20 protein-coding genes and 1 other annotated feature are annotated in these 21367 nt (G+C 44.3%); of the genes, 14 read left to right on the top strand and 6 right to left on the bottom strand.

The genetic code is table 11. The annotated features are described in order from the left end of the window. Nucleotides 1–82: 82 nt before the first annotated feature. Nucleotides 83–2002: a S53 family peptidase gene (locus M3N64_RS03730; RefSeq protein ID WP_249098232.1), complete on the bottom strand. Its 1920-nt coding sequence runs from the start codon at nt 2000–2002 to the stop codon at nt 83–85. 616 nt (nt 2003–2618) lie between these two features. Here M3N64_RS03730 and nagE point away from each other — a divergent pair. Beyond that, complete coding sequence (nagE, locus tag M3N64_RS03725) at nt 2619–4529, top strand: N-acetylglucosamine-specific PTS transporter subunit IIBC (RefSeq protein ID WP_249098229.1); 1911 nt, start codon at nt 2619–2621, stop codon at nt 4527–4529. 338 nt (nt 4530–4867) lie between these two features. Here the strand turns inward: nagE and M3N64_RS03720 are convergent, their stop codons facing one another. Continuing rightward, nucleotides 4868–5125: a NifU N-terminal domain-containing protein gene (locus M3N64_RS03720; protein ID WP_249098226.1), complete on the bottom strand. Its 258-nt coding sequence runs from the start codon at nt 5123–5125 to the stop codon at nt 4868–4870. Nucleotides 5126–5283: 158 nt separating this feature from the next. On the opposite strand from M3N64_RS03720, the gene M3N64_RS03715 reads away from it, so the two are divergent. Both M3N64_RS03715 and M3N64_RS03710 read left to right on the top strand, forming a co-directional pair. After that, complete coding sequence (locus tag M3N64_RS03715; RefSeq protein ID WP_249098223.1) at nt 5284–5613, top strand: metal-sulfur cluster assembly factor; 330 nt, start codon at nt 5284–5286, stop codon at nt 5611–5613. A gap of 215 nt (nt 5614–5828) precedes the next feature. Then, the gene (locus tag M3N64_RS03710) at nt 5829–6482 is read left to right on the top strand and encodes a hypothetical protein (protein WP_249098222.1); all 654 of its coding nucleotides are present in this window, start codon (nt 5829–5831) and stop codon (nt 6480–6482) included. A 109-nt stretch (nt 6483–6591) separates the two neighbouring features. On the opposite strand, the gene M3N64_RS03705 is transcribed toward M3N64_RS03710, so the two are convergent. After that, nucleotides 6592–6942, bottom strand: coding sequence for a YppG family protein (locus tag M3N64_RS03705; protein WP_249098220.1), 351 nt, complete (start codon nt 6940–6942; stop codon nt 6592–6594). Between the two features lie 193 nt (nt 6943–7135). On the opposite strand from M3N64_RS03705, the gene M3N64_RS03700 reads away from it, so the two are divergent. From M3N64_RS03700 to M3N64_RS03685, 4 genes are all read left to right on the top strand, one after another. Continuing rightward, complete coding sequence (locus M3N64_RS03700) at nt 7136–8071, top strand: beta-ketoacyl-ACP synthase III (protein WP_249098217.1); 936 nt, start codon at nt 7136–7138, stop codon at nt 8069–8071. Nucleotides 8072–8142: 71 nt separating this feature from the next. Next, entirely contained in the window at nt 8143–9381 is a 1239-nt protein-coding gene (gene fabF / locus M3N64_RS03695; protein ID WP_249098215.1) for a beta-ketoacyl-ACP synthase II, read from the top strand. Nucleotides 9382–9751: 370 nt separating this feature from the next. Next, nucleotides 9752–10501, top strand: a complete 750-nt coding sequence (locus M3N64_RS03690; protein ID WP_249098212.1) for a DUF3603 family protein — start codon at nt 9752–9754, stop codon at nt 10499–10501. 343 nt (nt 10502–10844) lie between these two features. Next, a complete protein-coding gene (locus M3N64_RS03685) occupies nt 10845–11714 on the top strand; it encodes a helix-turn-helix domain-containing protein (RefSeq protein ID WP_249098209.1) in 870 nt (289 codons plus the stop codon). A 64-nt stretch (nt 11715–11778) separates the two neighbouring features. Here M3N64_RS03685 and trpS read toward each other — a convergent pair whose 3' ends face one another. Further along, nucleotides 11779–12771 (bottom strand): tryptophan--tRNA ligase, encoded by a 993-nt coding sequence (gene trpS, locus M3N64_RS03680; RefSeq protein ID WP_249098206.1) that lies wholly within the window; start codon nt 12769–12771, stop codon nt 11779–11781. Nucleotides 12772–12819: 48 nt separating this feature from the next. Continuing rightward, nucleotides 12820–13077: a binding site (T-box leader), on the bottom strand. Nucleotides 13078–13170: 93 nt separating this feature from the next. Then, nucleotides 13171–13560, bottom strand: coding sequence for a DUF3899 domain-containing protein (locus M3N64_RS03675; RefSeq protein WP_249098205.1), 390 nt, complete (start codon nt 13558–13560; stop codon nt 13171–13173). Between the two features lie 280 nt (nt 13561–13840). On the opposite strand from M3N64_RS03675, the gene M3N64_RS03670 reads away from it, so the two are divergent. From M3N64_RS03670 to M3N64_RS03650, 5 genes are all read left to right on the top strand, one after another. Beyond that, complete coding sequence (locus M3N64_RS03670; protein WP_249098202.1) at nt 13841–15526, top strand: peptide ABC transporter substrate-binding protein; 1686 nt, start codon at nt 13841–13843, stop codon at nt 15524–15526. 193 nt (nt 15527–15719) lie between these two features. After that, nucleotides 15720–16646, top strand: a complete 927-nt coding sequence (locus M3N64_RS03665; RefSeq protein ID WP_368389886.1) for an ABC transporter permease — start codon at nt 15720–15722, stop codon at nt 16644–16646. Then, on the top strand, nt 16647–17654 hold the full coding sequence (opp3C, locus tag M3N64_RS03660) for an oligopeptide ABC transporter permease (protein ID WP_249098197.1): 1008 nt from the start codon (nt 16647–16649) through the stop codon (nt 17652–17654). A gap of 15 nt (nt 17655–17669) precedes the next feature. Next, nucleotides 17670–18698 carry an ABC transporter ATP-binding protein gene (locus M3N64_RS03655; RefSeq protein ID WP_249098194.1) on the top strand — a complete coding sequence of 343 codons (1029 nt, stop codon included), beginning with the start codon at nt 17670–17672 and terminating at the stop codon, nt 18696–18698. After that, nucleotides 18691–19686 (top strand): ABC transporter ATP-binding protein, encoded by a 996-nt coding sequence (locus M3N64_RS03650; protein ID WP_249098190.1) that lies wholly within the window; start codon nt 18691–18693, stop codon nt 19684–19686. Before M3N64_RS03655 ends, M3N64_RS03650 begins: the two co-directional genes overlap by 8 nt. Nucleotides 19687–19962: 276 nt before the next feature. On the opposite strand, the gene M3N64_RS03645 is transcribed toward M3N64_RS03650, so the two are convergent. Next, entirely contained in the window at nt 19963–20130 is a 168-nt protein-coding gene (locus M3N64_RS03645) for a hypothetical protein (protein WP_249098187.1), read from the bottom strand. A 307-nt stretch (nt 20131–20437) separates the two neighbouring features. Between M3N64_RS03645 and M3N64_RS14085 the strand changes: the two genes are divergently transcribed. Together M3N64_RS14085 and spxA are read left to right on the top strand one after the other, a co-directional pair. After that, the gene (locus M3N64_RS14085; RefSeq protein WP_283163281.1) at nt 20438–20563 is read left to right on the top strand and encodes a hypothetical protein; all 126 of its coding nucleotides are present in this window, start codon (nt 20438–20440) and stop codon (nt 20561–20563) included. A gap of 390 nt (nt 20564–20953) precedes the next feature. Continuing rightward, the gene (spxA, locus tag M3N64_RS03640) at nt 20954–21349 is read left to right on the top strand and encodes a transcriptional regulator SpxA (RefSeq protein WP_249098186.1); all 396 of its coding nucleotides are present in this window, start codon (nt 20954–20956) and stop codon (nt 21347–21349) included. Nucleotides 21350–21367 lie beyond the last annotated feature (18 nt).

Here is a 21367-nt window from a genome sequence, read left to right as displayed (position 1 = left end):
CGAGCCGCTCCAATCGGAGTGGCTCGTTGCATTCGAAAGTGGAGGGAGAGAAACTGTGCAAGCCTGCTCTCCTTTTCTGTTTTCAGTGGCGAGATGTATTGTGAAAATGCTCAGCCAGCGATGCGACATCGATCGTGCCCAGTCCGGTACTCTGGTTATAAATCGTTCCTTTTGTACCGGTGTAATACAAATTTGTATTTTCCGTTCCGGTTGTGTTAAGTGGATGGAATGGTGAATTCTTTTGCTTTGCGAAACGATAGATCTGACTGTTCCAAAAACCGATTCGATCCTTTTGCGCGCTGTTCATTAAGGCAGTCAGACCGGCAAGCTGAGGAGAGACAACGCTTGTCCCGCCGAATGTGCTGAATTCTGAGTTGCTGCCAGGGGCGTTTGGATCGGACGTAAAGACTTTATAGCCAGTATACGGATCCGCGTTAAGCGACACATCCGGCATATTTCTGCCAGATGCATGTCCTGTAACGATCTTCGAATCAGTAAGCGGTGTGACTGAAGCAAAATCAGAACTTGGCTGCCATTGCTGCACGGCAGTATATCGGTTCACACCCGAAACCCCTTTCTGGTAATCAGGGGTTGTGAATACTTGGCTGAATCCGCCGCCGCCACCGACAAAATAATACTTCGACCAGCCTTCTGCTGTACGCAGTCCAAGCGAATCGAAGTAGGGATAGAGATAGTTCCACCCCCATGCGCGCTCCTCGGAAACATTAAGCTGTACGCCTGTTTTCGTTGTGTAAGTCCATGGAAGCGTGGTTCCTCCGGCTGCTGTAATATAAGGGCTGTCGGCCGGATTATCTACGGATAAATTGTAGGTGCCAAGGTCTCGGCTTGCATCATAGGCGCCAGCGTCTCCTGCGGAGGCAAACATCGAGATGCCCTGTGCCGCTGCCTGTTCGAACAATTGATTGAAAACGAGTGCGTAAGCCGGATCTTCCGTCTGATCACTGATGGCTGCGTTAATTGCCGATTCACTGAGTCCCCAGCTTACCGAAATCTGTGAGGCTTTGTTCTCGTTAATCGCGGCAGCGAATGCGTTGACAAATCCAGCGTCCGTGTTGGGACCGATATAAACATTGACATCGGCCTGCGGTGCGAGTGCTCCGGATTGTTCAACGTCAAGAGAGGTTTCTTCGTAGCCGTTCCAGTCAGAGCCGCCGTCCACAAGTACTTTATGAATTCGATCAGGCTTGACATTAATACCTTCCTGTTTCCAGAAGGCGTAAGCATCGTCTGTATTGAAATCTGCCAGTGTCACAATTCCAATCGTTTGTCCTTTACCTGTCGCTCCCTGCTCGTACAGAGGTGCAGCATTATAGTGCTTGATTAAGTCAGCGGGATCGAGATTAAGTGGACCGCCGCTTGCGTTGGTCGTTAAATCAAGCGGTCGTTTCACGGCGCGAGGCGTGCGTTCAGCATAGTTGGTCAGACCTAGTACCGCCAGAACGTGTGCCGCAAGATTACCTGGAAGTTTTGGTCCTTTTTTAACTGCATGGAAGCTTCTGCCTCTGAATTTTGCTTTCTGGAGAGTGACGCTGAATGCCTTATTAAAGTCCCCAGCTGTTCCGCTTGCTGAGATAATAAGATTGTTTGCATACACCTTTGTCCGGATCTGATAGTGTTTGAGATATTGTGTCAGTGCTTTGACGGTTTGATCTGATGCACCGAATACCTTTTTAAACTGTGTCACTTGCATGTAACGATGATAGAACGCGCTTCCCGGATTAACGGTTCGATCAATGTAAGACTGAAGCTTTTTTTCATTTCTCACCTTTAAAACAATATCTACCGAAACCGGTGTGCTGTCTGGCAGATCGCCAAAATAATCTGCTTTTTCCAGAATCGCACGTCCTGTGCCCTGATTAATTGTTGTTAGCTGATGATCCGTTTTTCCTGATGCTGACGCGGCTGCAAGCGCAGGCAGTGAGCCAAATACGAGCAGCAGAGATAACAGGAAAGCGAGCACAAGTTTCATTTGCTTTTTCATCATGGTCATCTCCTATCGTTATTTTAGTTAAATTAAAGAGTAAACTTTGCGGGTTTTTCTAGCTTTTTTTGATCGCTAAGTCCGCATCATTCACAAATGAACCAATCCGTGAAAAGAACGACGTTATTGCTTCTGCATAAAATGCTCCCCGGTTTCTCTATTAAAAACACAACGATTATACTCCATTATGAATGAATAGATTAAATGTTTTGAATTAAAATAATTTGACATTAATCGACTTATTTTGGAAAATGCAGGAATATCGATCTATCAGCAATAGGCTAAATGTCACTGATCGTTCTGTATATACGTCAATTTATGAGTCTGCATGATAAAACACAAGTGAAAAAATGATACTTATGTCCCTTATTTCTGATTGGATCGAAAACAGAGAGGAGTAACTTAGAACAGATTTAATGTGAAATAAAATTACATATATTGTTATATAAAGAGACAATAAATTTATCTAAATGTCTAGACAACCGAATGGTTTTGTGCCAAAATGACAGAATAGTAGATAAATGAATACATAGAGGAGGGGGCGTCAGAGCAGAACTTGCTGCTGCTTCACGGTGAGTGGAATGACTTTTATTATGGATAACAGAGGAGAGAGATTATGTTAGGTTTTCTACAAAGAATTGGAAAGTCACTGATGCTGCCGATCGCTGCACTCCCTGCAGCGGCTCTGCTGCTTCGTCTTGGACAGCCGGATTTGCTCAATATCCCTTTTATTGCGGCAGCTGGGAATGCAGTTTTTTCAAATCTTGCGCTGATTTTTGCAATTGGCATCGCTGTCGGTTTTGCCAAAGACAACAATGGCGCGGCAGCACTTGCCGGGGCAATGGGATTTTTTGTACTCAGTGCCTGTGCAACTTCACTGAATAAGACGATCAATCTTGGCGTGCTTGGTGGAATTATTGCCGGGATCATCGCAGGTCTGCTGTATAATCGCTATCATAATATTAAACTGCCTGATTGGCTTGCTTTTTTCGGAGGAAGACGCTTTGTTCCAATCGTCACTTCAGGGACGATGCTCGTTATCGGATTTCTTTTTGGCTACGTGTGGCCTTATGTGCAGCTGTTAATCTCGCATCTTGCCACATGGCTGTATGACGCTGGCATGTTCGGTGCCGCGATCTACGGGTTACTTAATCGCCTGCTTCTGCCGCTCGGTCTGCATCATGTCATTAATACACTGATCTGGTTTGAATTTGGTACATTTAAAGGCTTTCATGGTGAAATCACACGCTTTCTCCACGGTGACCCGAATGCGGGTCTGCTTCTTTCCGGGTATTTCCCAATCATGATGTTCGGACTTCCGGCCGCCTGCTTTGCAATGATTGCCGCTGCCAAAAAAGAAAAGCGAAAAGCGGTCAGCGGTATGCTTGCTGGTATTGCATTGACGTCTTTTGTTACCGGCGTGACGGAACCGATTGAATTTTCATTTATGTTTCTCGCGCCAGCGCTCTATGTGATCCACGCTTTCCTTACTGCGCTCTCCATGGCGATTACCTATGCATTAGGCATACATGACGGATTCAGCTTTTCTGCTGGGGCGATCGATTACTTAATTAATTACCGGATTGCACAAAAACCGCTTCTTCTTCTGCTAGTCGGTATTGTTTTTGCAGCACTTTATTTCGTCGTTTTCTATTTCGCAATTAAATGGTTTGATCTGAAAACTCCGGGACGGGAAGATGACGATGCGATTGTTGCTGATGTGACGGAAAATGATGCGGTCGGACACACTAATGGAAAATACGAAACGATAGCCCTGCAGTTGATTCATGATATTGGCGGCAAGGAGAATATTACGAGCATAGACAACTGTACGACACGTCTGCGGCTGACGGTCAACGATTCAGCAATCGCAGACAGTTCCGCGATGAAACGCCATGGCGCGCACGGCGTTGTTAAATTGAACAAAACCAATCTGCAGGTCGTTATCGGTACGGATGTTGAATTTGTTGCCGATGCAATGAAGACACTTGTCAATGCCTCCGAAGTACTGACAGAAAACGATGATGATAGTGATTCCGCATCAGCGCCAGACGTTAAAACCGTAACTGTCGGCGCGGAGTCGATCTGTTCACCAGTTAAGGGGGATCTGGTCCCTATTACTGATGTTCCCGATAAAGCATTTTCCGGGAAGATGATGGGCGACGGATTTGCCGTTGATCCGGAAGATGGATTGGTTGTTTCTCCTGTTGACGGCAAAGTAAGCAGTATTTTCCCGACAAAACACGCCATCGGACTGACTGGCAGCGATGGTCTGGAAGTGCTCATTCATATCGGCCTGGACACGGTAAAATTGAACGGCGAGGGCTTTACGAATTATGTCAGGGAAGGCGACCCGGTTATAAAAGGGCAGAAACTGATCCACTTTGATCTTTCATCGATCAGAGATAAAGTGCCTTCACTGATCACCCCTGTTATTTTTACAAATCTCGATCCGTCAAAACATGTTGTACTCAAGAAAAAAGGATCGGTGGATCAGGGAGAGACAGATATTATCACATTTGGCTGATCGATGCCCTTGATCGCTCAAATAATAGAATTCGAGAGTGAATTCGTCCGTGAAAAAGTATTGCAAAATGGCCATTCGAGTAACAACATCTTACGTGAGTTGATGCTCTCAAATAGGATGTCTCAAAAGCCTTACGGCAATGAGACATCCTTATTTGTTGTGCAGACGAGGTGTCAGAATAGAGGCGCTTGCAGGACTTATCTGCTGGCGCCAGGTGTTCATACTTATGGACGAAATCAGAAGGTTACGTGCCCGCCATATGTACTGATCAGCAAGAAGTATGAATGAAGTGTCAGACAGCATGACTGATTGGTGCGCTGGCTCGCCGGGCACAGTGATCATTGCTGAAAATGGTCAAATTCATTTTCGATAAGCGGCAGCAGATTTTCCCATGCTGCCTCGGGTACTTTGCAGATCGTCAAAAAGTCTTTATAGCCAAAAAGGCTGTCAATGCCCTTGAGTTCAATTAAATGCTTTAAAAGCGGTGAATCAGTATGGCTGTTTTTGAAAATTTCAACTCGCTCTGAAAAAATCGGATGTTCAGCTGTAAATTTCATCGCATTAGGATTAGGTGTGTGTTGCATCTTCATTCGCATGATTTAATTCCCTTCTTCTGATGTGAATTGTGCTTCTGCTTTTATTATATACTATGTGCCTTGAAGTTCACCTGAGTGCGGCGCGAATGCGTATAGATGAAATAGAGCGCACTTTCCGTTATACTGAGTGTAATTGAAAGTGGAAGGAGGGAATCGCAGTGGCTGATGAAAACGGTGCTTCCGAAGAATTGAAAGATCGCATACTTGAGGCGCTTGAAGAGGTTATCGATCCGGAACTGGGGGTTGATATCGTCAACTTGGGACTTGTGTATGGTGTCGATATAGATGAAGAAAATAATGTGATTGTAACCATGACGCTGACTTTTATGGGCTGTCCGCTGTCTGCGTCGCTTTCCTATGATGTGAAACGTGCGCTTGGCGAGATTGAAGAAGTAAACCAGGTAGAGGTTAACTTCGTATGGGATCCGCCGTGGACAAAGGATCGGATGTCGCGGTATGCACGTATCGCGCTTGGGCTTTCGGAATAAGATTAGCATTGTTATTCGGATTGGGGCAAGCTGCTCAATCCGAATTTTCGTGTATACGATGCGGCATCAGGTCTGCAGTTAGGCCGTTTAGCATTGCAGCTGAGTACATCGTGAGCAATCCAAACCTTCCATGCCCTTCTGCGGTGCCGGTGATGTGGTTTCTTTTCTGTGCATAGGCTGTTATAAAACCTGGATGCGGCGGGGGTGAAAGCCGGATGGATCAAGTATTGATTTTTGGAGGCCTTTCTGATGTTGGTTTTCCTTTATCTCAACATTTGCTCGATTGCGGTGTGTTTACTGGCAGTCTGAGTTCGGCGGTTACCGAAGAAGAAAGAAAACATGAAGAGGATCACGAACTTTTTCTTGGACGGCATGCACTATTCTGTCCTGAGAGAAAAGTACAATCACATACGTTCACGCATCTTATTCTTGCAGACACACTTCGGCTGGAACAAGATAAAAATGAATTATTGAAACGGCGATTAAATAAGTTGATCGCGAATGCCCGGGATTTTCGGAGTATCCTGTTTCTTTCTTCACTGGATGTGCAGGCAGCATCTGCCGACGCATTGAGCGGTACACCGCATCCTGAGACGGAAAGCGGTAAAGCAGCAAATGAAATGGAGCTTTTCTTTGTCGAGCGGCTCCGTCAAATAAAGAGAAAAGAAGCGCTCATTTTCCGGATTGATTTGAAAATGTTGTCAGAGCAGGATAGCAGTAAAAAAATGGCGCATTTGATTGCTGGTTTAATGAGCGAGAATCATACTGGGCTTGATGTTGTATGCTATCAAAAACGTTCTGACTTGCATGATCCTGTTAACGAAAAGCTTCGTAGATTGTTGCCAAAAAGTTACTGGAGGTGGCTTTGAATATCGGCGCCTTTTTTGCGAATGCGCGGCTGTTTGAAATGCCGCCTTGTTTCCATTAAAAAAACTGCCATATAACGGGCAGCTTTGTGAGAGACATTGCTTACGTTATTCAAGGTTTTTTAAAAAAATTAAGCAGCGGCGACAATTGTTTGATTGCCGGAGCCGTTTGGTTAATCACGTTGACTAACTGGCTTGCACCATTCACCATCTTTGTCAGGTCAATATGGCCATCCTGCCCAAGAAAAGGTTTGAGAAATCCAGGCTGGGATGGCAGAGGCTGATGCGCGTTCTGCATGGGCGGGATTGGTGTTCCGCTTGCCTGCCAGGTGCCGTTTTGATAGAATGTTTGTGGCGGCTGCATGGGCTGAGATGGCTGTGCAGGCGGCATCTGCGCGCCAAACATAAGATAGGTGAACGGATCAAAGTGACTGTCTCGCGGATTATAATAGGACTGTACCAATTGATGTACTCCTTTCCAGGTATCCTGTCATTGTGTCTTTAATGTATTTTATGTCAGGGTATTTTTTGTGTGTCATATTCGTACAAAGAAGAACAAGCGTCTGACTGCGTGCTTGTTGGACAAATAATTTATAGTGTATTATATTGTTACCAAGTCATTATATATACTGTTAAGATCTGAGAGGGGAATGCGGATGTCCGCAGGAATCTTGGGAATGGGCAAGTATATTCCCAAACGCATCGTTACAAATACGGATTTAGAAAAGGTTATGGACACTTCAGATGAGTGGATCCGAACAAGAACCGGGATTGAAGAACGAAGAATTGCCGATGATGAGACGGATACGTCGGATATGGCATTTTCTGCTGCGCAGAAAGCGATACAGAATGCAGGGATATCTGCCCGTGACATTGATTTAATTCTTGTTGCTACGGTAACGCCTGATCAACCATTCCCAACGGTTGCCTGCATGCTTCAGGAAAAGCTTGGTGCAAGACACATACCGGCCATGGATATCAGCGCCGCATGCTCCGGATTTATTTATGGAATGGTTACTGCAAAGCAGTTTATTGATTCAGACACATATCAGCATGTGCTTGTTGTCGGCGTTGAGAAGCTGTCTAAAATTACAGACTGGAATGATCGCAGTACGGCAGTGCTTTTTGGTGATGCAGCTGCGGCTGCTGTTCTTGGTCCGGTGACCGAAGGAAAAGGTATCCTGTCATTTGAACTCGGTGCCGATGGAAGCGGTGGTAAATATCTTTATCAGAAGGACCGGTTCCTTAAAATGAACGGCCGTGAAGTATTTAAATTTGCGGTACGCCAAATGGGAGAGTCGGCTGTTCATGTGGTGGAAAAAGCTGGCCTTAAAAAAGAAGAAATTGACTTCCTCATTCCACATCAGGCGAACATCAGAATTATGGAGGCATCACGTGAACGGCTGGGTATCCCTGAAGAAAAGATGATTAAAACGATACACAAGTACGGCAATACGTCTGCTTCTTCGATTCCACTTGCATTGATCGATGCGGTGGAAGAGGGAAAGGTCAGGGACGGTGATCTGCTCGTCATGGTTGGTTTCGGCGGAGGATTGACCTGGGGTGCACTGACACTCAAATGGGGCAGGTAACTTCAGAGAACCGATGTGAAACCATTTGCGTATAAGATATGATCCGATTCCGGTCAGAAGGAGAGAATTTAATGAAAAGAAGAGTCGTTGTTACTGGACTTGGGGCTGTGACGCCCCTTGGCAATAACGTGGCAACCACGTGGGCGAACGCTATTGCCGGTAAATCCGGTATCGATACGGTTACGCGCGTAAATCCCCATGATTTTCGCGCCAAGGTTGCTGGTGAAGTTAAAGATTTTAATCCTGAAGAATACGTTGACCACAAAGAAGCGATTCGGATGGACCGTTTTACACAATTTGCCGTTGCAGCAGCAAAAATGGCGGTCAGCGATGCAGATTTGACGATAGATGAAACCAATGCGGACCGAACCGGTGTGTGGATCGGTTCTGGAATTGGCGGAATGGAAACCTATGAAAAAGAGCTGCGTACGGCGCTGGAACGCGGATATCGACGCGTGAGCCCATTCTTTGTTCCGATGATGATTCCTGACATGGCATCCGGGCAAGTATCCATCCTGCTTGGAACAAAGGGGATCAATTCGTGCACCGTGACGGCTTGCGCTACAGGCTCCGATTCAATCGGGAATGCCTACAAGGCAATCCAGCGTGGTGATAATGATGTAATTATATGCGGTGGAGCGGAAGCGCCGCTGACCACTATGTCTTTTGCCGGCTTTTCATCGGCTCGTGCGCTTTCCACAAATCCGGATCCAGAAACAGCATGCCGCCCATTTGATAAGAATCGGGATGGTTTTGTCATGGGTGAGGGTGCTGGTGTACTTATACTTGAGTCTTTGGAATCCGCACAAAAACGCGGTGCGCATATCTATGCGGAAATAGCGGGCTACGGTGCTACCAGTGACGCATTCCATGTCACCCGCCCGGATCCGGAAGCGAAGGGTGCCATTCGTTCAATGCAAACGGCACTTGAAGATGCCGGGCTGACGCCTGATCAGGTGGATTATGTCAATGCGCATGGTACAAGTACTGAAGCCAATGATTCGACAGAGACGGCAGCGATCAAGGCTGTTTTCGGACAGGGCGCTTATGATCTGGCTATCAGTTCAACAAAGTCTATGACCGGACATCTGCTTGGCGCATCCGGCGGCGTTGAGGCCATTCTCTCAATTCTGGCAATTGAGGAAGGGATCATACCGCCAACGATTCATTATGAAACACCGGATGAAGTGTGTGATTTGAACTACGTACCGAATGAAGCCATCAGGAAAAATGTAAGTATCGCACTCAGCAATTCATTTGGATTTGGCGGTCACAATGCGACGCTTGCTTTTAAGAAGTTCGAAGCATAAAAATGTGCATATGCGATGATTTGGCTTGTTAAAGTATAGGCTCATTCACTGGTGTGCCGCGTTCAGGAAGTGCGTGTACACGCAGCATGTTTATAAACCGATGAAAAAATGAGGCGAAAAAGAGCAGCCGGGCCTGACTAGTGCCATCCATATAAGAGACTGTCCCTTCACTTTGGTGCGGGCAGTCTTTTTTTTGTTCGTTATAAAATATATAAATTTAAGGATAGTTTTATATAAACAAGCGAATAGACTTATAGATTCGTCATACAATAATGGAATAAAGGTTTTCATTTAAAAAAGATCAAGGTCGAATAAATTCTTCCAATAATGTCCATAATGTTGGCAAATCAAACGGAGGAGATGGAGCCTCATGGAGATTGTCAGTGACATCTGGGTGAATTGGTTTGAGGGAGAAGAAAACGGCTATAATGTATGCGAATTTTATGAATGGCGCAAGCATGATTTCATTGAACTGCTTGACCAGATTCCGCTTGTTAAGGTGGAGACGGCTCTTTTCAATTATATTGAAAATGACTTGCAGGATCTTCCCGAAGAACTGTTGAAAGAAATACGCAATCACGGAGTCATTTGTAAAAACAATCAGCGAGAAATTATTGAGTATTGTCTGATTGCAACGGACGGTGAGCGCTGTATCGCCACTGACACATTAGGTTATTCCGTTCCGATACGAAAAAGCAGACTGATTCCGAGACAGGAGCAATTAATACTTCAAAAAGCCGGGAAGATGGATGTTGAAGCATTTTTGGTTCCCAATATACGAAGTCATCAAAAAGAGTATCATATGCTGTCGCTTCATCCGAAATGGATGGTTGGCTTGACGCGGAAAGAAAGGCAATTGAAGCAACTTTTGTTTATGGCGCTTGATCAGCTTCATGCATCAGGAAACGTCGAAGAAATACGATACTGGTACACGGAATGGTACCCAACCAAATATGAGGAAAGTCGCCACATGAGCTTTGAAGAAGCCTGGAACGGGCTGGTTTCGGGGATACAGCGGGGATGGTCGGACAAGCACAGCGATGTTTGTGAACGGATGATTAAAGGTCAATCGTATTTCGAGAAATTATGGGAGTTGGAAAAAGGATCGAAAGTGCAGTGATCTTTTATATTTTATCAGGAACAGGGAGATCAGCCACAGCGATGATGCACCCCAGAAAATTGTTGACTCGTGGCTGGAGACTCGAGACCGGGCGCTTTTTGCCCGGTTTTTCTAATACCAGCTTAAAAAGTATATGATTCTGTGCTGTGGCAGCGATAATGGATGATGCACACTCCAAAAAGTACAGATTGATGATTCGCAGTTGAGGCCTGGGAACGACGGTTATCAATGCACGGTATCGGTATAATCTGATAAAATAAGGATAGCACAGTTGTGCGCTGAACACGGATTCATTCTCTGTGATTGTATCAACTGAATTTTAATATATTAAAAAGGTGCGGCCATGAATCATCCTGGGGAAACACTACGTTACATCCGAAAATCAAAAAAAATGACACTTGCCAAACTCGCTCATGGTGAAGTCTCAGTTGCTTTTCTCTCACGTTTTGAACGTGGGGATTGCGATATTTCTTTTACCCATTTACTGAGTCTGTTAAAAAAATTAAACGTAACTATTGATGAATTTTTATACGTCAATAACAATTATGAGATCAGCGATTTCCAAAAATTTTTTAATGATCTAAAAAAGTATGTCATGGAAGACAATCTGCATATGCTGCGTGTTTTGCAGGAACGAATGAATGACCTCTATATAATGAAGGAAAAAAATTACTATCTCCATTTCTCAGCCATAGCCAGTCTCTATATACAGCGTATTTCCAAGAAAAAGCAGGATCCGAAAGTGATTAAAATCTTGAATGATTACCTGACAGATATCGAAGTATGGGGCTACTATGAACTGGTTATTTATAATAATTCACTGTTTGCCTTTCCTGTGAATCAGATGATTGAACTCTCACGAATGGCTTTTGAAAAAAGCATGGATTATCATCCGCTTGGCAGAGGCGAATCGATGAAGCAAAACATTTTACTGAATTCCGCAGCCGTTTTATTAGAGAATGATCGGCTTTCGGAAGCAAACACATTCTTGATTTTGCTGGGCGAATCACTGAATCAGGAAAAAGATTCTTATATGAAAATTAAATGGACATTTTTGAAAGGAATTTACAATATAAAGTTTGGAAGAATTGAACGCGGCAAGAAAATGGCATTGAAAGCTATCCAAATTTTCACAGATTTAGAGAGCACCTCACAGGCCAGCACGCACTCAAAATACCTTCAGGAAGTTCTGGATTCTACTATATTAAAATGATGACAAATCAAAGAAGCCGGCGGAGTTTGAATTACCCCGTCGGCTTCACTGCATTTCAAACGATTTAATGCCGGTTCCGGCGCCCGATCCCCAGTGCTTGTTCTGATTCAGATAAGGTCTTCTTGGCCATCGCATATGCTTTTTCGGCACCTTCATCCAGAATCTCGTCAAGCTCATCAGACTCAATCAAGTTGTGATACCGTTCTTGTATCGGTGAGAGCACATTGATGACGGACTCTGCAACATCGGTCTTAAATTCTCCGTATCCTTTGTTCTGGTAGGCGGTGACCAGTTCGTCGACCGATCGGCCGGAACATAGTGAAAAAATATCCAGCAGATTGGACACTCCTGGTTTTGCTTCGCGGTCATAGCGAATGGATGCTTCATCATCGGTTGTCGCTGATTTGATTTTTTTCAGAATTTCTTTCTCACTGTCCAGAGTAAAAATCGTTGCTTTCCGGTTAGTATCTGACTTACTCATTTTCTTCGTCGGTTCGGCGAGTGACATAATACGCGCACCGACAGGCGGAATATACGGTTCCGGAACGGTAAATACTTGTCCGTATTTCTTGTTGAAACGTTCGGCAAGATCTCTTGTCAGTTCCAGATGCTGCTTCTGGTCGGCACCGACTGGGACGAGCTCAGTCTGATAAAGCAATATGTCAGCAGCCATGAGCGGTGGGTAGGTCAGCAGTCCCGCGGAAACCGACTGCTTCCCTTTCGATTTGTCCTTGAATTGGGTCATGCGTTCCAGTTCGCCCATGTAACTGACGCACTGCATGATCCATCCAAGCTGAGCATGGCAGGGCACCTCGGATTGAATGAACAGAATTGAGCGCTTGGGATCGATCCCCATTGCCAGATAGAGGGCAGCCAGATTGTGGATATTTTTTTGGATTTCTTTCGGATCCTGAGGCACGGTAATCGCATGTTCATCAACGATGCAATAGATACACTCGTTTCCATCCTGCAGTGTCACGAAGTTGCGCATTGCTCCGAGATAGTTGCCAAGCGTAGGGATGGATGTTGGCTGAACACCTGAAAATATTTTTGCCATAAAACGTCACCTTCCTGAATAAATAAATATAAAAAGGCCTATCCATCCACAAGGGACGAATAGACCGCGGTACCACCCTGATTTTTCTGCAAAAACAGAAACAGCTTCTTTGATCCTGAACGCATATACAGAATCATCACCGCTGTAACGTGCGGGAACGTCAATGCCTACTGACGGTTATAAGAAATCCGTGTTCGGAATTGCTGCTCAGAAGGCCATTCCCCTGCATTTCACCACCCGGATTCCACCATTCCGGACTCTCTGAAGGCTATCCTGCAAAGTACTTTTCTTCTTCATAACATTAGCTATGTAATGCACTTATTATTGCCAATCATTATAGCTGGTTTATCTGTTAAATGCAAACAGCACGTGGTTAATAAAAAGGCACACATATAGGATTCACATAAGAAGGGATACACTGAATGCAAGAGCAAAAAGAAGCAGACTGTCAATAATAAGCGGCCAAGTCAAGGCGGCACGTTTTTTTCCGTCATGACGTTTCAATTCGGTGAGGGGGGCTTCTTCGTCACTGTCCTCCAGCTGATTTCTTCTAACCGCACGGGCAAACCGTTTAAACCCGTAAACAACACTGTCGAATGCGCCATCCTGAACTAAAAAAATGATCAGGCCCACGCTGAAAAAAAGCAGACTGATTGTCGAAAAGCTATCCAATAAGGAACGAACTGAAAACGGGTGCGGGTAAAAGATCTGAGCGAGTAATCCAAGAAGGAGCTCGATCGTGCCGATCACCGAATATGATATTCGAGAATGCGTAAATAATCTCTTCACTCTGTACCACCTCAAACTGATTTTAACAGAGAAAAACCTTCCCAATCAAACAATAATGTCAGATAATATAACACATCAGTAAAAAAATTTTTAGAAAAAAAGGCGATGTTACCAATATTTTTGACAAAATGAAGTACAGAAAACTATGGAAAATTAAAAAAAACAATGCAAATTGAAAGAATAACTTGTATAATAGCATCTGTAGGTTGATTCGAACTTTCAGAAAAGAAAGGAAGATCATCTGAACAAAGATAATCATTTAGGGGAGGTTATTGCTTTTATGAAAAAAGCAAAATGGTCACTCGTGTTGTCCATTGTCTTAGCACTGAGCTTAGTGCTTTCTGCATGCGGTAGCTCAAAAAGCAGTGACAACGGTAAGGGAAGCGGTTCAGAGCTGGCTAAAGACCAGACATTGAATCTGGCAAGCTCGGCAGACATTCCGACGCTTGATCCGAATCTTGCTACGGATACAACGTCGACAAACGTTATTGATCTGACTGAAGCCGGATTGACAAGAATGCATAATAACAAATACCACTGGGATCTTGCCAAGGGTGCGCCCAAGGTAAGTGCTGACAAGAAGACGGTAACGTTCACGCTTCGCGACGGCATTAAATGGTCTGACGGCAAGGCAATTACCGCACAGGATTTTGTGTACGGCTGGCACCGCCAGAACGATCCGGCTGCAAAACCTGCCTACAACTTCTTGTTCGCAGCTTCAGGAATTAAAAATGCGGCCAAGATTGAAGACCCGACGAATAAAGAATTCTATGGAAAATATGACAAATTAGGTGTTAAAGCGCTTGACAGCAAAACACTTGAAGTAACCTTCGAACAGCCAGTGCCACCTTTCTTTTACAGCATTCTTTCTCAACCGCAGTTTTATCCTCAGAGAGAAGATTTTGTAAAAAAACAGGGTAAAAAGTATGCACAGGGCGCAGAAAACCTTCTCTACAGCGGTCCGTTTGTTCTCGAAAAATGGAATAAAGGATCAGGCTGGACATACAAGAAAAACAAAAATTACTGGAATGCAAAAGCAACAAAACTGGACACCGTTAATGTTCAGGTACAGACGGATCTTCAGACACGCGTCAATCTGTATAAAACGGATAAAATTGACGCTGCCGGACTTACCGGAGAATATGTAACTTCTTTGAAAAAATCCAATGCAAGTGAAATTCACACGGCTCTTGATTCGGGCACATTCTTCCTGTACCTGAACCAGAAGACGAATAAAAACCTGAAGAACCTCAATCTTCGCAAAGCGATTAACGCTGCAATTGACCGTGACAGCTTCGTCAAGGTCCTCTTTAATGACGGATCAACGGGTTCAAATTATGTTGTTCCGAAGGGCTTTTCAAAAGGTCCTGACGGCAAAGACTTCCGCGGTGACAATCCGGTTGACGGATTCCCGGCCGGCGATGCAAAAGATGCAAAAGCATACTGGGACAAAGCGAAAAAAGAACTGGGTATCAGCAAACTGGAGCTGACTTTCATGAGTTCTGATGGTGCCCAATACAAACAGTGGGATTCGTATCTCGCAAATCAGCTTGAAAAGAATCTTCCTGGCGTCAAGGTAACCATTAACCAGCAACCATGGGCGAACTATCTGAAATTGCAACAGAGCTTCAAATTTGATATCGCATTCAGTGGCTGGTTCCCGGATTATCAGGATCCGATGACTTATCTGGATATGTGGACTACGAGCAATCCGCAGAATACGACCGGATGGTCAAACAAGAAATTTGATGAACTGATTAAGAATGCACAGAGCGAAACTGGCAATCCATCACAGCGCTGGAAAGATATGCTGGCTGCAGAAAAAACAATGATGGCTGATTACCCGATCGTTCCGATTTATCAGAGCGGCAAGACTTGGGCACAAAAATCATATGTAAAAGGTCTGTCTTATCCTTCCTATGGCCCACAAGTGGACTTTTCTCAAGCTTATATTACGAAACATTAATGTGAGTGCGGGATGGCAAGTATGAACTTTTGATGCTTTGAAAGGAGAGTATATGTTGATAAGGCATATGCTCTCCTTAATTATTATTATTAACTATCTAATTGTCTGATGAGTTGTACATGTTTTACTGAACATAATGAATGTGACTATAGATCAATCACTTGTTTTACAAAAAAAAGGGAGGACCAACCTGGTGGGACGCTATATATTAAAGCGAATTGGCTATATGTGTATTACTTTTTATGTAGTCATCACATTGACATTTCTATCAATGAAAATGCTGCCTGGAACACCGTTTCAGAATCCGAAACTGACTCCGACACAAATTAATCAGCTGAAACACTATTACGGTCTGGATCAGCCAATCGCTGTTCAATACGTAAAATATATGTGGAATCTGCTGCACGGCGATATGGGTGGATCATTTCAATTTGGCAATGAATCAGTGACGGCACTGTTAATGAATAAATTTCCGGTTTCATTGGATCTGGGCCTGGAAGCGATTATACTTGGTGCTGTTATTGGTCTGCTACTGGGCATTATTGCCGGACTGCATCATGGCAAGGCAATGGACTGGAGTACAATGATTTTCGCTGCTATAGGGACGTCGATTCCTTCATTTATTTTTGCTGGTGTATTGCAATACTTTTTAGGCGTGTATGTTCGTGCGTTTCCGGTTGCGGGGTGGAACGGACCAAGTTACCATTTTTTACCGGTTGTTTCTCTGGCAGTCGGTGTGGTTGCGGAAATCGCTCTGTTCATGCGCACAGAGATGGTAGAAGTGATTAATCAGGATTATATTGTGACGGCGCAGGCAAAAGGATTATCAAGATTTACCGTTGTTTATAAGCATGCGATTCGAAATGCACTGATTCCGGTTGTTACTATATTAGGACCGCTGACGGCTGCCATTATTACCGGGTCGCTGGTCATTGAAAATATATTTGGAATTCCGGGAATCGGTTCGCAATATGTTTCTTCAATTGTAACGAACGATTATCCAATGATTATGGGGACCACTGAATTGTACGCTGGACTATTTATTCTGTCGATTTTTGTTGTTGACATCCTTTATGGAGTTATTGATCCGAGAATACGTGTGTCTGGAGGTCAAGCTTAAATGGCAGTTGCAAATCAGGATATAACGAAGGAAATGTTTCTACCCGCTGAAATTGATCGTACAGAAAACGAACGGGTAAGCGGCGAAGTGGTCAGCGTATGGAAAGATGCTGTACGCAGATTTGTCCAAAATAAGGGCGCACTTCTCTCGATCTTCATCGTCTTATTGATCGTATTGCTGGCTGTTTCTGTCCCATATTCTCATAATTATGATCCAACCCACCAGGATCTGAATCGTTCGAACCTGCCACCAAGGGTATCTGCTCTTTCTTGGGTTCCCTTTTTAAACGGTCAGGAAGATGGCATTGATGTGTACCAGCAACGGGGGATAAAGAAGGATTTCTGGTTTGGTACAGATCAATTGGGCCGTGATCTATGGTCAAGAACGTGGGAAGGAACGCGTATCTCATTAATCATTGCCGTCATTGCCGCACTGGTTGACGTGTTAATTGGGGTCACTTACGGCGGTATTTCCGGTTATTTTGGCGGCCTGACGGATAATATTTTACAGCGTATTATGGAAATTATTTCGGGCATACCGAATCTTGTATGGATTATTTTGCTGATTCTTGTCATGAAGCCGGGACTCATTCCAATTACGATTGCCATTACCGCAACCAGCTGGATTTCAATGTCTCGAATTGTCCGTGGTTCCATGATGAAATTGAAAAATCAGGAGTTTGTTCTTGCGTCAAAATCTTTAGGTGCAGGCAACGCACGGATTGTTTTTAAACACCTGATTCCGAATTCGCTTGGCATGATTATTGTCAATACCATGTTTTCAATTCCTGCCGCTATTTTCTTTGAAGCATTTCTAAGCTTCATCGGACTAGGGATCAGAGATCCACAGGCATCTCTTGGCTCACTGATTAACAGTGGTTATGAAGTTCTGCAGCTTCATCCATACCAGACGGTGTATCCGGGTCTGCTCATTTGTCTCTTGCTCATTGCGTTCAATCTAATTGGAAATGGTCTTCGTGATGCCTTTGATCCGAAATTACGCCACTAACAGGAGGGGAAAATTGTGAGCAAGCTATTAGAGATAAAAAACCTAAGCGTCCATTTTAATCTCATTGGGCGCCATGTTCAGGCTGTTCGCGGCGTTGATCTGGACCTGAATGAGGGTGAAACGCTGGCCATCGTGGGTGAATCCGGTTCGGGAAAATCAGTGACATCCAAGGCCATCATGGGATTGATTCCTAATCCTCCGGGTGAAATTGTAAAGGGAAGCAGCATACTTTTTGAGGGAAAAGATCTTGTAAGCTATACTGAGAAACAATTGGAAAAGGTGCGGGGGAAAGAAATTTCGATGATTTTTCAGGATCCGATGACGGCACTTAATCCAACCATGAAAATCGGCAAGCAGATCATGGAGGGTCTGATTAAACATCAAGGAATGTCCAAGCATGATGCACGCAATCGTGCCATTGAATTGCTGAAACTTGTTGGGATTCCGAAACCTGAGGTGCGTGTTGATGAATATCCGCATCAATTTTCGGGTGGTATGAGGCAGCGTGTTGTGATTGCCATCGCACTTGCCTGCAATCCCAAAGTGCTCATTGCTGATGAACCGACAACCGCACTTGATGTAACGATTCAGGCTCAGATTCTTGATTTAATGCGGGATCTTCAGAAAAAAACGAAAACGGCAATCATTTTAATTACCCATGATCTTGGTGTCGTTGCAAATATGGCACAGCGTGTTGCCGTGATGTACGGGGGAAAGGTTGTTGAAACTGGAATGATCGACGAAATTTTCTACAACCCGAAACATCCGTACACTTGGGGATTGCTCTCTTCAATGCCAAAGCTGCATGCGACAACCGACAAACTGCTTGCGATTCCGGGTTCTCCGCCTGATCTGGCTAACCCGCCAAAAGGCTGTCCTTTTGCGGCGAGATGTCCTTATGCGATGAAGGTCTGCACGGATCACATGCCTGAATACACGGAGCTTTCATCGACGCAGAAAGCAGCCTGCTGGCTGCTCGACGAACGCGCACCAAAGGTAGATCCGCCGGAGACTATCGGTGTAGGAGGAACGAAAAATGGCTGAATCAAAAGAGAAATTACTTGAAGTTAAGCATTTAAAAAAATATTTTAAGATATCCCGGCAGGAAATTTTAAAGGCAGTCGATTCGGTCAGCTTTGACGTATATAAAGGCGAGACACTGGGACTGGTCGGTGAATCCGGCTGTGGAAAATCAACGACTGGCCGCACGATAATACGTCTCTATGAACCGACGGACGGCGAAGTTATTTTTGATGGAGAAAATATCGGCGGTAAAGTATCAGCAAAAGAAAAGAAAAAGCTGAGTCGCAGAATGCAGATGATTTTTCAGGATCCATATGCATCGCTTAATCCAAGAATGATGGTCAAAGATATTATTGCTGAAGGTTTGGATATTCATCATTTGGCAAAATCATCAAAAGAACGCATGGACCGTGTCTATAAAATGCTGGAGACTGTTGGATTGAATCGAGAACATGCGAACCGCTACCCGCATGAGTTCAGCGGCGGGCAGAGACAGCGTATTGGCATTGCCCGAGCGCTGGCTGTTGAACCGGATTTTATCATTGCTGATGAACCTATTTCAGCACTGGATGTTTCCATTCAGGCACAAGTAGTCAATTTGCTTCAGGAACTGCAGGAAGAGAAGGGGTTAACCTATCTTTTCATCGCCCATGACCTTTCAATGGTGAAACACATCAGCGACCGGGTCGGCGTTATGTACCTTGGCAATATGGCTGAACTTGCATCAAGCGACGAATTGTACGAACATCCGCTTCACCCGTATACTCAATCGCTTCTGTCCGCCATTCCGGTTGCGGATCCGGAAATGGAGCGCACACGTGAGCGAATTATTCTGGAAGGCGATGTGCCAAGCCCGATTGATCCGCCAAGTGGTTGCAGATTTAGAACGCGCTGTCCTTTCGCGATGGATGTCTGTGCCAAAGTACGGCCAAAATGGCATGAGGTCGAAGAAGGGCACTGGGTTGCCTGCCATCTGCATGATGAGGAAATGAAGGCAGAAAAAGCTTGAAAACAGATAATAATCCCTGTGTCTGACTAAATAGTGATACAGGGATTATTTTTTTGTGCTATATAATTTTAAGTATCACCAGCCTATAGGTGTTGCCTGCTTCGTACGCAACAAGGCCAGTTTTTTCTGATATGATAAGAAAAATATGATTTATGTTAAATCAATCAACAAAGCATTGGCTCAGCCGAGCATCAAAGTGAAGAAGGCGTTTTCGCTCAATACGCAGTCCTGCAAGCAACGCCGAAGTTACCGCATCCTGCGAAATTAAGGACCGGGCTATGCCCTGCTTTTCTTATACTTGACAAAAAGATGCGTGAAATAGCTGACTAAAGCAAGGATCAACAGAATAACAACCACCGGATACGGTGGAATACCCAGAAAATAATTGCAAAGGATTGCCGTGACAAGCAAACCAATCAGGAGAACGGTCAATTTTTGTGTCATAATAACAGCTCCGTAGGTGCATCTTTTTGAATACTTTTTTTACCGCATACGTATAGTATAAAAGGAGCGTCTGTGGATTGCCATCTTTTCATTGAGGTGAATCAAAATGATGCAACCGCTCATGCAGATGGCCAAGCTTGATTGTGTCTATGTTAAGCGCAAGTAAAAAAATGATGATCGCGCGAACATGTTAGAAAATGACCTTGACAACCAGACGCACCGGGTTGAGAATAAAAGCAGATGAGGAAATGCTTAAGGGGATCGACGGAGAAGACGCAAGGTCAATCAACCAAGGAGGCGATTATCGATGAAACCGAAGGAAGTCAGACGGAAGCGGAAACATTCAATCAGAAAATGGTTGAAAGAGACATTAGGACAGCTGCAGCCAAAGTCTCAAGATGCGCCGTCAGCCAATCTGAAATTGCCGGCATAAAACGTAGCAGAGCCGCATAATATACTTGATTTCATCAACAGGGACTTCGTTAAGGAAGTCCTTTTTGCATCGTTAAACAGATCTGCGTGACCAATCTGATGGCTATCCCGCGGGAATTTCGCTTTTGCAAGAGGGAGGCGCGAGACCAAGTTTTCTAATGTTGATTGAGAAAAGACGGTATTTGTTTTGTGTTTCCGCTTTCAATGATCCCGAAATGAGAATGGATAAAAAAGTTGATAACATCGTGTTTTGTCGAAAAAACAGCTTATTTGACGGCGAAATGTGGAATTATTTTTACATAAAAAGGGGTATGAAATTTATAAGAATTATTATATAATAAAAGCAGCTCTTAAGAATAGAATGCTTCTATTGTCCAAAGGAGGGCGACACATGGTAACATTATACACCTCACCAAGCTGCACCTCGTGCAGAAAGGCCAAAGCATGGCTCAAGGAACACGATATACCCTTCAAAGAACGGAATATCTTTTCTGAACCGTTGTCCATTGAAGAGATTAAGGATATTTTGCGCATGACCGAAAATGGTACGGATGAAATTATCTCGACACGTTCGAAAGCATTCCAGGAATTAAATATTCAGCTTGAGACGATGTCGATTCAGCAGCTCTTTGAATTAATCAAAAATAATCCGGGCTTATTGCGACGTCCAATTATGCTTGATGATAAGCGGTTGCAGGTTGGTTATAATGATGATGAAATCCGGCGTTTTCTACCGAGAAAAGTGCGTACATTCCAGCTTCAGGAAGCTCAGCGTTTGGTTAATTGAACAAAAAAAAGAGAATCA

The sequence above is a fragment of the Sporolactobacillus mangiferae genome (assembly GCF_023336505.1).
Lineage (GTDB): Bacteria > Bacillota > Bacilli > Bacillales > Sporolactobacillaceae > Sporolactobacillus > Sporolactobacillus mangiferae.
Note: the sequence above shows the minus strand (reverse complement) of the source record. Positions and strands in the feature narration are given on the sequence as shown.

Coding starts and splice junctions, on each gene's coding strand:
- M3N64_RS03730 (WP_249098232.1), bottom strand. CDS start 2,002: ATGAAAAAGCAAATGAAACTTGTGCTCGCTTTCCTGTTATCTCTGCTG.
- nagE (WP_249098229.1), top strand. CDS start 2,619: ATGTTAGGTTTTCTACAAAGAATTGGAAAGTCACTGATGCTGCCGATC.
- M3N64_RS03720 (WP_249098226.1), bottom strand. CDS start 5,125: ATGCGAATGAAGATGCAACACACACCTAATCCTAATGCGATGAAATTT.
- M3N64_RS03710 (WP_249098222.1), top strand. CDS start 5,829: ATGGATCAAGTATTGATTTTTGGAGGCCTTTCTGATGTTGGTTTTCCT.
- M3N64_RS03700 (WP_249098217.1), top strand. CDS start 7,136: ATGTCCGCAGGAATCTTGGGAATGGGCAAGTATATTCCCAAACGCATC.
- fabF (WP_249098215.1), top strand. CDS start 8,143: ATGAAAAGAAGAGTCGTTGTTACTGGACTTGGGGCTGTGACGCCCCTT.
- M3N64_RS03690 (WP_249098212.1), top strand. CDS start 9,752: ATGGAGATTGTCAGTGACATCTGGGTGAATTGGTTTGAGGGAGAAGAA.
- M3N64_RS03685 (WP_249098209.1), top strand. CDS start 10,845: ATGAATCATCCTGGGGAAACACTACGTTACATCCGAAAATCAAAAAAA.
- trpS (WP_249098206.1), bottom strand. CDS start 12,771: ATGGCAAAAATATTTTCAGGTGTTCAGCCAACATCCATCCCTACGCTT.
- M3N64_RS03670 (WP_249098202.1), top strand. CDS start 13,841: ATGAAAAAAGCAAAATGGTCACTCGTGTTGTCCATTGTCTTAGCACTG.
- opp3C (WP_249098197.1), top strand. CDS start 16,647: ATGGCAGTTGCAAATCAGGATATAACGAAGGAAATGTTTCTACCCGCT.
- M3N64_RS03650 (WP_249098190.1), top strand. CDS start 18,691: ATGGCTGAATCAAAAGAGAAATTACTTGAAGTTAAGCATTTAAAAAAA.
- M3N64_RS03645 (WP_249098187.1), bottom strand. CDS start 20,130: ATGACACAAAAATTGACCGTTCTCCTGATTGGTTTGCTTGTCACGGCA.
- M3N64_RS14085 (WP_283163281.1), top strand. CDS start 20,438: ATGAAACCGAAGGAAGTCAGACGGAAGCGGAAACATTCAATCAGAAAA.
- spxA (WP_249098186.1), top strand. CDS start 20,954: ATGGTAACATTATACACCTCACCAAGCTGCACCTCGTGCAGAAAGGCC.